The organism is Fundidesulfovibrio soli, from assembly GCF_022808695.1.
GTDB lineage: Bacteria > Desulfobacterota > Desulfovibrionia > Desulfovibrionales > Desulfovibrionaceae > Fundidesulfovibrio > Fundidesulfovibrio soli.
In genome coordinates this window covers 128,562-141,980 of record NZ_JAKZKW010000003.1, presented here as the reverse complement: position 1 = coordinate 141,980, position 13,419 = coordinate 128,562, and the positions used below count along the sequence as shown (strand labels likewise).

The 13,419-nt window shown below is 67.0% G+C and carries 16 protein-coding genes; 4 read left to right on the top strand and 12 right to left on the bottom strand.

The window, feature by feature from the left end; translation table 11 throughout:
* Positions 1 to 8 precede the first annotated feature (8 nt).
* Positions 9 to 1,406 carry a sensor histidine kinase gene (locus MLE18_RS05945; protein ID WP_243368239.1) on the bottom strand — a complete coding sequence of 466 codons (1,398 nt, stop codon included), beginning with the start codon at positions 1,404 to 1,406 and terminating at the stop codon, positions 9 to 11.
* Positions 1,378 to 2,061: a response regulator transcription factor gene (locus MLE18_RS05940; RefSeq protein WP_243368237.1), complete on the bottom strand. Its 684-nt coding sequence runs from the start codon at positions 2,059 to 2,061 to the stop codon at positions 1,378 to 1,380. The genes MLE18_RS05945 and MLE18_RS05940 overlap by 29 nt, the downstream gene beginning before the upstream one ends.
* 211 nt (positions 2,062 to 2,272) lie before the next feature.
* Between MLE18_RS05940 and MLE18_RS05935 the strand changes: the two genes are divergently transcribed.
* On the top strand, positions 2,273 to 2,428 hold the full coding sequence (locus MLE18_RS05935; RefSeq protein ID WP_243368235.1) for a hypothetical protein: 156 nt from the start codon (positions 2,273 to 2,275) through the stop codon (positions 2,426 to 2,428).
* Positions 2,429 to 3,087: 659 nt separating this feature from the next.
* Positions 3,088 to 3,378, top strand: a complete 291-nt coding sequence (locus MLE18_RS05930) for a hypothetical protein (RefSeq protein WP_243368233.1) — start codon at positions 3,088 to 3,090, stop codon at positions 3,376 to 3,378.
* Between the two features lie 149 nt (positions 3,379 to 3,527).
* Here MLE18_RS05930 and MLE18_RS05925 read toward each other — a convergent pair whose 3' ends face one another.
* The 10 genes from MLE18_RS05925 to MLE18_RS05880 form a co-directional block, all read right to left on the bottom strand.
* Positions 3,528 to 4,709, bottom strand: a complete 1,182-nt coding sequence (locus tag MLE18_RS05925; RefSeq protein ID WP_272881505.1) for a cobalamin-independent methionine synthase II family protein — start codon at positions 4,707 to 4,709, stop codon at positions 3,528 to 3,530.
* Positions 4,706 to 5,470, bottom strand: coding sequence for a sulfurtransferase TusA family protein (locus tag MLE18_RS05920; protein ID WP_243368231.1), 765 nt, complete (start codon positions 5,468 to 5,470; stop codon positions 4,706 to 4,708). The genes MLE18_RS05925 and MLE18_RS05920 overlap by 4 nt, the downstream gene beginning before the upstream one ends.
* Before the next feature lie 145 nt (positions 5,471 to 5,615).
* Entirely contained in the window at positions 5,616 to 5,981 is a 366-nt protein-coding gene (locus MLE18_RS05915; RefSeq protein WP_243368229.1) for a DsrE family protein, read from the bottom strand.
* A complete protein-coding gene (locus MLE18_RS05910) occupies positions 5,974 to 6,255 on the bottom strand; it encodes a sulfurtransferase TusA family protein (protein ID WP_243368227.1) in 282 nt (93 codons plus the stop codon). The genes MLE18_RS05915 and MLE18_RS05910 overlap by 8 nt, the downstream gene beginning before the upstream one ends.
* A gap of 226 nt (positions 6,256 to 6,481) precedes the next feature.
* Complete coding sequence (locus MLE18_RS05905) at positions 6,482 to 7,027, bottom strand: hypothetical protein (protein ID WP_243368225.1); 546 nt, start codon at positions 7,025 to 7,027, stop codon at positions 6,482 to 6,484.
* Positions 7,028 to 7,094: 67 nt separating this feature from the next.
* Positions 7,095 to 7,820: a hypothetical protein gene (locus MLE18_RS05900; protein ID WP_243368223.1), complete on the bottom strand. Its 726-nt coding sequence runs from the start codon at positions 7,818 to 7,820 to the stop codon at positions 7,095 to 7,097.
* A 250-nt stretch (positions 7,821 to 8,070) separates the two neighbouring features.
* Positions 8,071 to 9,915 carry a translational GTPase TypA gene (gene typA / locus MLE18_RS05895; RefSeq protein ID WP_243368221.1) on the bottom strand — a complete coding sequence of 615 codons (1,845 nt, stop codon included), beginning with the start codon at positions 9,913 to 9,915 and terminating at the stop codon, positions 8,071 to 8,073.
* Between the two features lie 72 nt (positions 9,916 to 9,987).
* The gene (locus tag MLE18_RS05890) at positions 9,988 to 10,521 is read right to left on the bottom strand and encodes a phospholipase A2 family protein (RefSeq protein WP_243368219.1); all 534 of its coding nucleotides are present in this window, start codon (positions 10,519 to 10,521) and stop codon (positions 9,988 to 9,990) included.
* Between the two features lie 40 nt (positions 10,522 to 10,561).
* Positions 10,562 to 11,296, bottom strand: coding sequence for a purine nucleoside phosphorylase YfiH/LACC1 family protein (locus MLE18_RS05885; RefSeq protein WP_243368217.1), 735 nt, complete (start codon positions 11,294 to 11,296; stop codon positions 10,562 to 10,564).
* Positions 11,281 to 11,898, bottom strand: coding sequence for a 5-formyltetrahydrofolate cyclo-ligase (locus tag MLE18_RS05880; protein ID WP_243368216.1), 618 nt, complete (start codon positions 11,896 to 11,898; stop codon positions 11,281 to 11,283). Before MLE18_RS05880 ends, MLE18_RS05885 begins: the two co-directional genes overlap by 16 nt.
* Before the next feature lie 62 nt (positions 11,899 to 11,960).
* Here MLE18_RS05880 and MLE18_RS05875 point away from each other — a divergent pair, with 62 nt between their 5' ends.
* On the top strand, positions 11,961 to 12,647 hold the full coding sequence (locus MLE18_RS05875) for a metallophosphoesterase (RefSeq protein ID WP_243368214.1): 687 nt from the start codon (positions 11,961 to 11,963) through the stop codon (positions 12,645 to 12,647).
* The gene (locus MLE18_RS05870) at positions 12,644 to 13,405 is read left to right on the top strand and encodes an exodeoxyribonuclease III (RefSeq protein ID WP_243368212.1); all 762 of its coding nucleotides are present in this window, start codon (positions 12,644 to 12,646) and stop codon (positions 13,403 to 13,405) included. The genes MLE18_RS05875 and MLE18_RS05870 overlap by 4 nt, the downstream gene beginning before the upstream one ends.
* Positions 13,406 to 13,419: the final 14 nt, after the last annotated feature.

Below are 13,419 nucleotides of genomic sequence, written 5' to 3'. Positions count from 1 at the left end.
GCGCGGCCCTACGCCGCCCCCGGCAGCGTGAACTCAAACTCGCTGCCCTTCCCCACAACGCTCCGCACGCTCACATCCCCGCCGTGGGCCTTGAGCACCGCCCGCACCAGCGACAGCCCGAGCCCAAGCCCCCGGTGGGTGCGGCTCTTGTCGCCCCGGTAGAGCCGTTCGAAGATCCTCGGCATGTCCTGGGCGGGGATGCCCTCCCCCTCGTCGCTCACCATCACGCGTACGTGCCCCCCCTCGCTCCACCCGCGCAACTGCACCCTGCCGCCGGGCTTGGAGTACTTGAGGGCGTTGTCCAGCAGGTTGGCCAGCACCTGGCGCACGCGCCCGCCGTCCACCAGGGCGTACAACCCGGGCGTGGCGTCGGTGACGAGGGCGACGCCCTTCTCCATGGCCAGGTACTCGTAGACCTCGGCGCTCTCCTCGATGAGCAGGGCCAGGTCCTCGCGCCGGATGTCCAGGCGCATGGTGCCCGTCTCGGCCTCGGAGATGTCCATGAGGGTGTTGAGCGTGGTGCGGATGCGCTCGTTCTCCTCGGCGCAGTCCATAAGCGCTTCGCGCAGCCCCGTCTCGTTCAGGTCGGCCTGCAACGCCGTCTCGATGACGGCCTTGGCCCTGGTCAAGGGGGTGCGCAGGTCGTGCGCCACGTTGTCCAGGGCGTCGCGCATGCCCTGGATGAGCGTGGAGATGCGCCCCAGCATGGAGTTGAACAGGCTGGCCAGCTCGTCCAGTTCGTCGCCGGTGCCGCGCGTGGGCACGCGGACCCCAAGGCTGCCCTGCTCGATGGACTTCACCGTGGCGATGAGGTCGCGGATGGGGGCCAGGCTGCGGTAGGAGAGCACCGTGCCCACGATGACGCCCAGCGCCACAACCGTGACCGTGATGCCCAGGAAGATGCGCTGGAACTCGCTCAGCAGGGCCTCGCGGGAGCGGGCGTCGCCGCCCACGATGATGGCCGCGCCGCTGGAGAGCCTACGCAGCCCGAACTCGTAGACCTCGCCCGTCTCCTCGGACTTCCAGAGCAGCCACTGCCCGCCCTCGTGGAGCCTGTCCTCCAGGGCCTTGGCCGGCACGCCGCGCCATGTCTGCGGGGCCAGGGTGAGCAGTTCGGCGCCCTTGCTGTCCAGGATGCGCACGAAGGAATCCGGCTCTTCGTAGTCTTCCAAGTCGCGCCGCACCAGCTCCACCAGCGCGGCGAGCCCCTTGGTGCGCTCGATATAACTGTACTCGTTGAGCTTTTCAGTGATGAGCTTTTGATCCTGCGTGCGCACGGCGTTGGCCAGCAGCATGTAGGCCAGCACAAAGAGCACCAGGGAGCTCAGGATGAAGACGACGGCGTAGCGGACTGTGAGGCGAAAGCCGGTGCTGCGCCTAATCGTTGCGAGGAGGCTTGAGGACATAGCCAACCCCCCGCAGCGTGGAGAGCATCTTGGGATTGAAATCGCGGTCGATCTTGTTGCGCAGGCGGCAGACCAGCACGTCCACCACGTTGGTCTGGGGATCGAAGTTGTAGTTCCAGACGTGCTCCATGATCATGGTCTTGGAGAGCACCTTGCCCGGGTTGCGCATGAAGAACTCCAGCAGTGAGAACTCGCGCGGCTGCAGGCTGATGGCCGAGCCGTCGCGGGTCACGTCGCGGGTGAGCAGGTTCATGCTCAGGGCGCCGACGCTCAGGTGGGTGGTCTCGGCGGTGCTGGTGGAGCGCCGGATGAGCGCCTGGAGCCTGGCCAGCAGCTCCGCGAAGGAGAACGGCTTGGAGAGGTAGTCGTCCCCGCCGGACTGGAGGCCCCGGACGCGGTCGTCCACAGAGCGCTTGGCGGAAAGAATGATCACCGGGGTGTTCACGCGCTGCTTGCGCATCTCCTCGATGAGCTTGAGCCCGTCGAGCTCGGGGAGCATCACGTCCACCACGGCGGCCGAGTAGGACTCCGTCAGGGCCAGATGCAGGCCGTCGGTTCCGGTGGCGCACTGATCCACAGCGAAGCCGTTCTGTTTGAGGCCCTGGGAGATGAACGCGGCGATTTTGGGGTCGTCTTCGACAAGCAGAATGCGCATGACAGGCAAATTAGTCCTCGCCCTTACGGGTGTCAATGCGCCGGTGGTTTCAGAACGGCGCAAGTCTTACAGTTCTGTAACCCGAGCGAAAGGGAGCGGTAATGCAGGACGGCGTAGCCACTTCCCACGTGATGCGATGCGTCCCCACCACGCGCGTCGCATCGCGGAGTTCAACGCATTACGACATGGCAACAACCCCAAGGAGATTACAATGAAGAAAGCCGTCCTGATGGCTGTGGCTTCCTGCCTGCTGATGACCTCCGTCGCCTTCGCTTTCGAGACCCCCTCCACCTCTTCCGAGAAGGGCTCCTCCATCGAGCAGATGGCCAAGAAGAAGAAAAAGAAAAAGGCCCCCAAGACCGCCTAGTTCTTTATCAAAGAGCTTTCACAGGGAACCGCTTCGGCTCCCTCGATCGCTGGCAAGCCCCGCCGGACCTTCGGGTCCGTCGGGGCTTGTTTTTTCGGCCAGCCTTGGCCGAAGGAGGCGGGCCGCCCTGGCCACAACCGCAACGGGGTGATGCATCCTGAACATAATCAAATTGATCGCCATGCAATGAGCCTGCACAACATCAACATACGCGCGTCGGGAGCGATTATTTTGCCTGGTCCAGTTAAGTGCGACACCCTGGACAATGACGGCCCGCACGCCATTTCAGCAACACGCCGTTGACAATCCCCCGTTATATGCTACAAAAGGTGACAATGATAGATAAATAACAATATCAATGTGTTGCATATTACAGTCATGTCGCGTGCGATATTGTCGTGCTGTATCACCAAGCGCACGCGGCCGGCGAAGGCTCTCGCGCTCCGCATCGCACTAAAGCGAGCGCTCCTGAGTCCCGGCCGCTTGGGTCAGCCCTGGTTCTTTCAAATGCTCGCGCGGCCGGACTGGCCACACGCAGAGTCTCGCCGCGCCTTGCGTGCCGTGCATTCCGGCCCCAGCCGCAAAGCAGGATCCCGAAGGCCGCGTTCCACCCCGCCACGTCCCGGGCGTCCGTCCCGCGACAAGCCAAGGAGGCCACCATGCCCGACTCCATGCCGTCCGTGCCAAGGGAAACAGATTTCGTGACCACCACCCCGCTCATTCCGCACCTGCTGAAGATCAAATGCAAGTGCGGCAGCAAGTTCGAAGTCTCGCTCGACGACGTGCATCTGCTGGAGACCATCACCAAGCATCCGTGCTGCCAGGAAGCCGTACCGCTGGCGGAACTCAAGGAGGCCATCGAGACCTTCTCCCGCTACGTGGAGGCCCGGGCCAGGCTGCTCGGACACGGCTGGGACGCTGAACTCGTGGCCCCGCCCTGGAACTGCTGAACTGAGAGCGCACTCCGCCCGGGCAGCTTCACACGCTCCGGGCGGAGCATTCACGAGCCTGCCCAGGCTTGCTTGATGGCGCCCTGGAATGACTTCATCGGGGCGGTGGGGCGCCCCCCGCCCCACCAGGCTGGAACCTGACGCCCGTCTCAGCCGTGGCGCTCCCGCAGCAGCCGGGCTGCCTGGGCGATGGAGGCGATCTTGGCCGCCGCCACCTCCTCCACGTTGACGCAGCGGCTAGCGAAGCAGCCGAACCCGCAGTCCGTGTTCAGGAACAGCTGGTCCGGTCTGTAGAAGCGCAGCGCCTCCTCGGCGTGAGCGGCGATCTCCTCCGGGGTTTCCACTTCCACGGTGCGGGGGTTGACCACGCCCAGCCCCAGCTCACGGGGCGTCCGCGAACCGGGCACCGCGCCGGACAAGGCCGCCCCAACCACCTCGATCTCCCCCGCGCGCGGGGTGGCGTACTCCAGCACGAACTGTCGCACGCGCATTTTCGTCAGCGCGGGCAGCAGGGGGCGATAGTCGCCCGTGAGCAGCACCTCCTCGCGGGTGCTCCAGTTGCCCCGGCAGATGTGCAGGCCGGTGCGGGTGCCTTCGACACCCTCCACCACCCGGTTGATAAGCTCCGCTGCGTAGCCAAGTTCTTCACCCACGTCCCGGCGGGTGGCGAGCGTCGCTCACATGAATGTTCGTCGGCCGCACTCCCCGCTCATGACCACCTCGGTGAGCACGGGCTCGTCGAACTGCACGAACTCGCAGCCCTCGGCGGCCAGCTCCAACAGCTCCTCGCGCAGCAGGCGCACCACGTCGTCGCCCATCTCCCGCTGGCTGGCGTAGACCTTACGCGTGTAGGCCCCCACCCACATGGAGCGCGTGAGCAGATACGGCCCCGGCAAGGTGATCTTCACAGGCTTGTCCGTGAGGGTGCGCATGAAGCGCAGGTCGTCCACGGCCAGGGGTTCACGGCGCGCGAGCCTGCCGATGCAGGTGGGGTTGCGTATGGCCGAGGCGGGCACGTCCAGGGTGGTGAGCATCTCCTCGAAGCCGGACTTGTCCTCCATCTCGTCGAGCATCTCGGCCAGGGACATGAGCCGCGTCCCTTCCACCTTGTCCGTGATGAAGGAGTAGAAATTGTCTCGGCGGTGCTCGCCGTCCACGAGCACGTCCAGCCCGGCCCGCTCCTGGATGCGCACGGTGCGGCGGATCTCGTCCTCGGCCACGGCATCGAAGGCCGCGCGGTTCATGGCGCCGGTGCGGCGGTCGCGCAGGGCGCGCAGCATCCTCTTGGAGCGGGGCCAGCTGCCCACTTGGGTGGTGGTGAAGGTGGTCATACGGTGGTGAAGCTCGTTTTCAGGTCCAGCGCTTTGGCCAGGGTGGCCGCCAGGGGGGAGCGGGCCACGGCCCGGTCCCAGGCGGCGCGGGCCTTTGTTTCATCATCCAAGGTGGAGGCGAAGCAGCGCACCTCGATGCCGCTGAAGGAAGGGTCGCCCTCCTCCAGGCCCAGGTGGGCCAGGATGTTGCCCAGCCTGCCTTTGACGGTGATCTCGATGTCGTCCATCTCCAGGCCGTCCCGAGAGCACTCCGTGGCGTAGCCCGTGGCCAGCGCGCCGCCGAGCGCGCCCAGCAGGGCCTCCACGGCGCTCGGGTGCTCGTCGCGCTCCTCGAAGCTGGCGGGCTGGCCGAGCTTCCAGGAGAAGTTGCGGCAGTAGGCGGTGCTGGAGAGGTTGGCCCCGGCGCGAACGCGCAGACGCCACTCGTAGGCCTTGGCGCGGCGCTTGTCCTCCTCCAGGGCCTTGCGCTCCGCATCCGCGGCGTTCGCCGACCCGGCGGCCTCGCCCCGGCGCATGAAGTAGCGGGTGCGGCCCTCCCCGGGCAGGCTGCCCAGGTACTGGTGGCCCGAGAGCCTGCACCAGGGCGGCAGGTCGTCGGCCACGGTGGGCTCTCGGCTGAGCATCTCCAGCACGCCGCCCGGAGGCACGGCCAGCATGTGCTCGCGGATCATCAGGGCCAGGCCGGAGCCGCAGTCCAGGTCGCCGCCGTCGAACACCCGGTCGGGCCGAAGGGCCGCCAACGTTGTTTCAGTCGCGCTCATGGGGCTTTATTCTCACTTTTCATCTGCCTGTGCGCCGGTCCCGCGCCAGCTGCCACCGCCCTAGACCGGGAAGGGATTCCAAGGGGCGAAGCCCCTTGGCCGCCGGAGGCCTTCCCCCCCCCAGCGGTCACATGCCACCCCGCCGCTAATACGCCACGCAAGGGGAGCCGTTGCTCAGCCACTCCACCAGCACCGCGCCGCCCGCCGGGGTCGCGCCCTCGATGAGGTCCGTCTCGGAGAGGCCGCGCTTCTTCAGGCACGGCGTGCAGACGTAGATCTTGCCGCCGGCGGCCACGAACTTGTTGATGAGCTCCTTCAGGGGTGCGAAGGGCGCGCCCTCGTCGATCTTCTCCGCCTCGCCCTTCACGGCGCAGTACACGCCGTCGGTGCTCAGGAAGATCATGGTGTCCTTCTCGCTGCCCAGGGCGGCGTTGGCCACCACGAAGCCCAGGGTCGCCTTGTCGCCGTCGGTGCGGCAGTGGGTGATGGTCACGCAGAACGTATCAGCCATGTCGGGTCTCCTTGTCGCCATCCGGGACGAGATGGGGTTTGAGCTCAACCAGATAGTAAGGGTGGGCCATGTCCAGCAGGGCGTTCCTGGTCATGCGGCACCAGGCCGGAAACTCCACTGGCGCGGCCGGATCTTCCGATATCAGCACTATCCTCGTGCCCGGAGCCAGCCCCCGCACGTACGTGTGCAGGTTGATGATCACCCGGCCGCAAGTCTCCTCGCCGCCGTCGAACTCGTCGTCGAAAGCCCAGCTTGATGGTATGTCGGCGCGCATGGTCTTCTCCGCCCTGTCCGGCCCGGAGGCCCCCCGTCGTAATGATCGGGCATTGGAATCCATGCGCGGGGAAAGGACAAATCGTTTGTTATCATGAGAACAAATGAGACCGATAGACGAATTGCCGTCCCTGACATGCCCGGACGGCCGCGAATGACAAAAAGCCCGCGCGGCTCCCCAAGGGGACGCCGCGCGGGCCTGAAGAAACAGCTTGGGGGCGGGAGTTTTATTCGGGGGTCTTGCCGATTTCCCTCATCTGGCTGGAGGGGCAGGTGTCGCAGGAGTGGCAGACCTCGCAGCCGCCCTTGTAGGGATAGGGCGTGAACACGGCGTAGTTGCGGTTCATCTTGCCCGAGTCGTCCCATTCCAGGCCGAGCTTCTTGAACTTCTTCTTGGCCTCGCGCGAGGGGGTGGGCAGGGGCACGCAGGCCCCGATGAGTTCGGGCATCACGCTCTGGGCGGCGCTCATCACCAGGGTGATGGCCAGGTTGTGGAAGGCGAAGCCGAACTTGGTGTTCTCCTCGAAGGCGCGCTGCACCGCGTTCTCGGTGTCCTCGTCCAGGTAGACCAGCAGGAAGCCGTCGTCCGCGTCGGCCTTGGTGGGCTCCATGCGGAAGGCCTTCAGCTCCTTCTCCCAGGTGGTCCAGTACTTCTCCAGCAGTTCGGCCAGCTCATGCTCGATGCGCATGAGCCCGCTGATTTCCATGTAGTATTCCAGGTCGAACTCGGGTTGGGTCTGGATCTTGTCCAGGCTCATGTTTTCCTTGCCCACGGGATGCTCCTTGCGGCGGATTGCGGTGGCGGGGGATGTAGCCTGTTTGCGCTCCGGGGGCAACGCCCTAGGGTAGCGTGACGCCCAGCAGCAAGGCACGCCTGTCCGGCCCGGCGAAGAAGCGCTGGAAGCGCTCCATGCCCTCGGGCGAGGCCAGGTTCAGCTTGTGCGCGCCGGACTTTGGGGTGGCCTGGTAGAGCCAGCGCCCGCCCGTAGCGTCCGGCAGTATCAGGCCCACGTGGTAGTGCTGGAGGCCGTAGCCCTTGCGCCGCCCAGGCTGGCTGAAGCTGACCAAGGCCGCCTGGCTGGGCGCGGCCTGATTGGGAGCGATCTGGTTGAGCGCGCTCTTCCAGGCGGCGCGGTCGTCCACGGGGAAGCCGCGCATGGTCTCGCCGGTGTCCGGCGGGGACACGGCCCTGGCCTGTGGCAGCAGCCAGCGCCTGGGGAGCTGGTCCGTTAGGTTCAGGATGATGTCGAAGCCGAAGTCCCAGTCCTGACCGTTGGGCGCGCCGGGGCCGGAGTCGCCCAGGCGGTCGCGCGCGGCCTGGCGGGGGTCGGCCGTGGTGGCGCCAAGGAGGCGCATGAGGGTGAAGTCCAGCCCGGAGCAGTTGAGGCCGGGCGTGGCGAAGGATTGCTCCGGGTGCTCGAAGGTGGTCCAGCGGCCGGAGGGGTCGCGCACGCCGTCCGGGCGGTAGGGGATGCCCAGGAGCTGGTCCGCCTTTGAGGTCAGGTCGGCCGCTGAGGCCGGGGCGGCAGCGAGGAGGAACATCACTGTGAGTATGATCTGCCTCATAGGCACTGGGAGTGTCTCCATATCCAGATGTTGTCACGCCGAAGCGGCGCTCGGGAGCCGCGTGAAGGCCCAGTCATCGACGGCGGCATCTCCGGGCCTGCGCCCCTCGTATCCGAACCGGCTGAGCCGATCAATCGCATCGGGCGATGCAATTGCCCGGGCTGGAGCACCTCCCTGACCCCAACCAAAAGCCCCCGACCGCGCGTAATCGCGGCCGGGGGCTTATCAATCGTTCAATGCGAAGCGCTGGCTATTCGGCCTTGGCGCGCTTCTTCTGCCCGTGCAGCAGGTGGCGCTTGGTGGCGGAAAGCTCGGCCTTACGCAGGCGGATGGAAAGCGGCGTGACCTCCACCAGTTCGTCTTCGCGCACGAAGTGGATGGCCCTCTCCAGCGTCATGGGCCGGATGGGGGTCAGGGTGGTGGCCTCGTCCTTGCCGGAGGCGCGCATGTTGGTGAGCTTCTTCTCCTTGGCGGGGTTCACGTCCAGGTCATTGTCGCGGTTGTGCTCGCCGATGATCATGCCTTCATACACCGGGTCGCCCGCCTTGATGAACATCTCGCCGCGCGGCTCCAGGTTGTAGATGCCGTAGGCCACGCCCACGCCGGCGCGGTCCGCCACCAGGGAGCCGGTGAAGCGGCTGGGGATCTCGCCCCGGAAGGGCTCGTAGCCCTCCAGGTAGGCGTTCAGGATGCCGGTGCCCTTGGTGTCGGTCAGGAACTCGTCGCGGTAGCCGATGAGCCCGCGCGAGGGCACGGAGAATTCAAGGCGCACGCGGCCCTTGCCGTTGTTGACCATGTTCACCATGCGGCCCTTGCGCACGGAGAGCTTCTCCGTGACCACGCCCATGAAGGCTTCGTCGCAGTCCACGAAGACGCGCTCGATGGGCTCAAGGCGCTGCCCGTCCGCGCCCTTCTTGAGGATGACCTCGGGGCGGCCGATAGAGAGCTCGAAGCCTTCGCGGCGCATGGTTTCCACCAGGATGGCCATCTGGAACTCGCCGCGCCCCTTGACCACGAAGCTCTCGCCTTCGGTGCTCGGCTCCACCTTGATGGCCACGTTGGAGAGCATTTCCTTCTCCAGGCGCTCAAGAATCTTGCGGGACTGCACCAGCTTGCCTTCGCGCCCGGCCAGGGGGGAGGTGTTGATGCCGAACTTCATGGCCACGGTGGGCTCGTCCACGGTGATGCGCGGCAGGGCCTTGGGGGCGTCCTTGGTGCAGATGGTGTCGCCGATCTTCACGTCCTCGATGCCCGCCAGCACGATGATGTCGCCCGCGTTGGCCTCGGCGGCGTCGATGAGCGAGGGGCCGCGGTAGGTCTGCAGGCGGGAGACGCGAAGCGTCGTGACGCTGCCGCCCTCGCCCAGGCAGACCAGGGAGTCGTTCTGCTTGGCCTGCCCGGCCATGATGCGCCCGATGGCCAGACGGCCCAGGAAGTCGGAGTAGCCCAGGTCCGCCACGAGCATCTGGAAGGGCTCGTCGGGGTTGAACTTGGGGGCCGGGATGTTGTTGACCAGGGCCTCGAACAGGGGCTTGAGGTCCGTGCCTTCGCCGTCCAACTCGGTCTTGGCGATGCCCTCGCGGCCGATGGCGTAAAGCACGGGGAAGTCCAGCTGCTTTTCGGTGGCGTCCAGGTCGATGAAGAGGTCGTAGACCTCGTTGAGAACTTCCTGGGTGCGGGCGTCCTTGCGGTCGATCTTGTTGACCACCACGATGATGGTCAGCTCGCGGTCCAGGGCCTTCTTCAGCACGAAACGGGTCTGCGGCAGCGGGCCTTCGGAGGCGTCCACCAGCAGGACCGCGCCGTCGGCCATGGCCAGGGAGCGCTCAACCTCGCCGCCGAAGTCGGCGTGGCCAGGGGTGTCGATGATGTTGATCTTCACGGAGCCGTAGCTCACCGCGCAGTTCTTGGCCGCGATGGTGATGCCGCGCTCGCGTTCGAGGTCCATGGAGTCCATCACGCGGTCGTCCATGGCCTGGTTGTCGCGATACAGGCCGGACTGACGGAACAGGGCGTCCACCAGGGTGGTCTTGCCGTGGTCGACGTGGGCGATGATGGCGATGTTGCGTATGTTCTCGTTGATCTTGGTGGTCATACGGGTGCTCTCTTGATGAATTGGGAGCACCTCCATACGGACCGAAATGCCTCTTGACAAGCGAAAGGACTGTTACGGCGTCTTGAGGCAGTCCGAGCAGCCGGTGATCAGGGTGGTGCTGTTGGCCTGCTCGTAGTTCGTCTTGGAGGTGAAGAGGTCGATGGCCTCGATCCTGAAGAGTTCGCCATAGGGTGTGGAGGCGTGTATATTGCTGAGCTGCCAGATGAAATTGCGGTCCGCCGCCACCACCTGCTCAAGCGTGGGGTTCTTCAGGCTGTAGCCCGGGGAGAGGTCGTGCTGCATGCAGGCCCCGTCCAGGCAGTCCACGGGGATGGTCCCGGCGGCTGTGGGCTGCAGCCCGCACCAGTTGCCGTACTGCGGCACCAGGGAGATGATCTGGGCGGCGGTGGGCGTCTTGCCGGACTGCACGTCCTGCAGCACGGGGTCCCATATGGCGACCTGCTGCTCCAGGGTGAGCACCGGGCCGGAGGTGGAGGACGACCCCGTCTGGGCGAGCCCGCCAGTGGCCGGGATGAGCACGGAGGCCGTAAGAAACGCGGCGACCAAGAGCATCGCGGAGTGGGTGGAGCGGCGTGTGGTGTTCATAATGGCCTTATGCAGCTTTCCCGCCCGCTGGGCAAGCGCTTCAGGGTTGCTTTCTGATCCAGATCAGGCTGGCCTGCCGGCCCAGGTTCTTTTCCCTGCGGTAGGAGAAGAACAGCGGCAGGTCAAAGGTGCACAGGTCCAGCCCGAAGATGCGTTCGGGCAGCAGGCCCGCCTCCTCGAGTTGCGCCGCCACCAGCCGCCAGAGGTTCACCCTGCTGGTGGCCGGGTCGTGGAAGGGGCGGAAACGGTCGCCGAACTCCATCTCGAAATTGGTGAACTCCGATGCGCCGGGGCCAAGGCTCGGGCCGCGCACGGCCAGAAGCTCCTGCGGGCGCAGGCCGTAGCGTTCGCAGAAGGCGTGCACGCCCGCCTGGGGGAATTCCTGCACGTTGCCGCGCCAGCCCACGTGCAGCCCGGCCACGAACCTGCCGCTCTCGTGGGCCAGCAGGATGGGCTGGCAATCCGCCGTCTTGACCACCAGGGCGCGCCCGGGCCGGTCCGTGGCCTGGCCGTCGGCCACCACGGCCGAGGGCTCGCCCGTGGGGGACTCTGGCGCGTCGAAGGCCATGTCCACGCCGTGCACCTGCTTGAGGGAGTGCCAGCTGTCGAAGCCCAGGGCCTCGCCGAGGGCCTCGCGCGCGGCGTCCACCCCCTCCGGGTCGTCGCCCACGGCATGCGAGATGTTGCCGGTGAGCGCCGTGGTGAAGGCCACGCCCACCTGAGGCAGGCCGGGGAAGGCGAAGGGGATCGTGGTGTGTATTATGGGATGGGCCATAGGATTTCCTTTTCGGTGACCACGGCGTGCACGGGCCTGTCCCAGGGGTCAAGGGGCAGGGCCGCCACCACCTGGAAGGCGTGGGCCAGCCCGGCCAGGAAGGTGTGCTCGAAGCCGGGGGAGGCCAGCAGCCGGTCGTAGTAGCCCTGGCCGAAGCCCAGCCTGCCGCCGCGCAGGTCGAAGGCCACGGCCGGGATCAGGGCGGCGTCGGGGCGGACGCACTCCAGGGCCGGGCAGCGCGCCGGGTCCGGCTCGAGGATGCCGTAGGCCCCGGGCGAGAGTTCCGAGAGGCAGCTCAGGCAGGCCACGTCCAACACCCCGGCCTCGCCGGGGCGGCAGCGCGGAGCCAGCACGCGCACGCCGCGCTCCAGCAAGGCCTCGATCACGGGGCGGGTGGCCACCTCGCCGCCGAAATCGAGGTACACCAGCACCTCGCGGGCCTCGCGCCAGCGCGGCACCGTGTCCAGCAAGGCGTTTGCGGACCGCCCGGCCTGAAGCACGGCAGCCGGGGCCAGGGCCTTGCGCCGGGCCAGCATGGCCGCGCGCAGGGCGGGCTTGTCCCCTGCCGGGGTGTGTATCTGGGCGTTCGCGTTGTCGGGCATGGCGAACCGTGCTAGCATGAAACCCGACGGGAGCAAAGAATCCCCCGCCGGAGTCACACCCTATGAGCGCACACGCCCCCTACTGGATCGCCGTCGGCGACATCCACGGCCACACCGCCCCCCTGGCCTCCATACCGGAACTGCCCGGCGCGGCGGGCGTCATCGTCACCGGAGACATGACCATACGCGGCGGCGTGCCCGAGGCCAGCGCCGTGCTGGACGCCGTGGCCGCCATCAACCCGCGCGTGCTGGCCCAGATCGGCAACATGGACAAGCCCCCGGTGCAGACCTGGCTGGACGGACGCGGCCAGGGCATTCACGCCCGCGCCGTGGAACTGGCCCCTGGCGCGGGAATCATGGGGGTGGGCTGGTCGCCGCCGACGCCCTTCGGCACTCCGGCCGAAGCCCCGGAAACGCAGATCGCGCAGTGGCTGGTGGAGGCCTACGATCAGGCCAGGGGCTTCGGGCACCTGGCGCTCATCTCCCACACGCCTCCCTACGGCACCCTGGCGGACGTGATCGGGAGCGGCGCGCATGTCGGCTCCCCGGCGGTGCGCGAGTTCATCGAGCGGGTGCAGCCCGAGGTCTGCGTCACGGGCCACATCCACGAGGCCCGCTGCACGGACCGCCTGGGCCGCACCGTGATCGTCAACCCCGGCGAGCTGGCCGCCGGGGGCTACGTGCTCCTGCGCCTGGGAGCGGACGGCTTCACGGCGGAGCTGAAAACCATAGGCGGGGGGCGCCCGTGATCCTGTATTCCTGGAACGTCAACGGGTTGCGGGCCGTTTCCGGCAAGGGTTTCGCCGACTGGCTGGAGGCCAGCCGCGCGGACGTGGTGGGCCTGCAGGAGACCAAGATCCAGGCCGGGCACGAGGCGGACTTCGCCACGCTGAACGGGTACCAGGGCGTGTTCTCCTCCTGCACCACGCGCAAGGGCTACTCCGGGGTGGGCGTGTTCCACCGGGGCGGGCACCTGGCCGTCAACGCGGAGCTGCCGGACCCGCAGTTCAACGCCGAGGGGCGGCTGCTGCACCTGGAATACCCGGATTTCCACTTCCTCAACGTCTACTTCCCCAACGGGCAGAACGGCCCGGGCCGCCTGGAGTTCAAGATGGGCTACTACGAGGCCTTCCTGGCCCACGCCCAGGCCCTGCGCGCCAGCAAGCCCGTGGTGGCCTGCGGGGACTTCAACACCGCCCACACCGAACTGGACCTCAAGAACGCCAAATCCAACGAGAAGACCTCCGGCTTCCTGCCCGAGGAACGCGCCTGGCTGGACCGCTTCATCGCGGCGGGCTACGTGGACACCTTCCGCCTCTTCGAGCAGGGCGGCGGCCACTACACCTGGTGGGACTACCGCTTCCAGGCCCGCAGCCGCAACGTGGGCTGGCGTATCGACTACTTCTTCGTCTCCGAGGAGCTGCGCCCCCTGGTGAAGCGGGCCTGGATCGACGACGGGGTCATGGGCTCGGACCACTGCCCCGTGGGCCTGGAGCTGGACGTCTAGGCACGGGGTTTGCT

What these genes read in the sequence shown, in the direction of transcription:
- MLE18_RS05945 (WP_243368239.1), bottom strand. Translation starts at nt 1,406, where the DNA reads ATGTCCTCAAGCCTCCTCGCAACGATTAGGCGCAGCACCGGCTTTCGC.
- MLE18_RS05940 (WP_243368237.1), bottom strand. Translation starts at nt 2,061, where the DNA reads ATGCGCATTCTGCTTGTCGAAGACGACCCCAAAATCGCCGCGTTCATC.
- MLE18_RS05935 (WP_243368235.1), top strand. Translation starts at nt 2,273, where the DNA reads ATGAAGAAAGCCGTCCTGATGGCTGTGGCTTCCTGCCTGCTGATGACC.
- MLE18_RS05930 (WP_243368233.1), top strand. Translation starts at nt 3,088, where the DNA reads ATGCCCGACTCCATGCCGTCCGTGCCAAGGGAAACAGATTTCGTGACC.
- MLE18_RS05920 (WP_243368231.1), bottom strand. Translation starts at nt 5,470, where the DNA reads ATGAGCGCGACTGAAACAACGTTGGCGGCCCTTCGGCCCGACCGGGTG.
- MLE18_RS05915 (WP_243368229.1), bottom strand. Translation starts at nt 5,981, where the DNA reads ATGGCTGATACGTTCTGCGTGACCATCACCCACTGCCGCACCGACGGC.
- MLE18_RS05910 (WP_243368227.1), bottom strand. Translation starts at nt 6,255, where the DNA reads ATGCGCGCCGACATACCATCAAGCTGGGCTTTCGACGACGAGTTCGAC.
- MLE18_RS05900 (WP_243368223.1), bottom strand. Translation starts at nt 7,820, where the DNA reads ATGAGGCAGATCATACTCACAGTGATGTTCCTCCTCGCTGCCGCCCCG.
- typA (WP_243368221.1), bottom strand. Translation starts at nt 9,915, where the DNA reads ATGACCACCAAGATCAACGAGAACATACGCAACATCGCCATCATCGCC.
- MLE18_RS05890 (WP_243368219.1), bottom strand. Translation starts at nt 10,521, where the DNA reads ATGAACACCACACGCCGCTCCACCCACTCCGCGATGCTCTTGGTCGCC.
- MLE18_RS05885 (WP_243368217.1), bottom strand. Translation starts at nt 11,296, where the DNA reads ATGGCCCATCCCATAATACACACCACGATCCCCTTCGCCTTCCCCGGC.
- MLE18_RS05880 (WP_243368216.1), bottom strand. Translation starts at nt 11,898, where the DNA reads ATGCCCGACAACGCGAACGCCCAGATACACACCCCGGCAGGGGACAAG.
- MLE18_RS05875 (WP_243368214.1), top strand. Translation starts at nt 11,961, where the DNA reads ATGAGCGCACACGCCCCCTACTGGATCGCCGTCGGCGACATCCACGGC.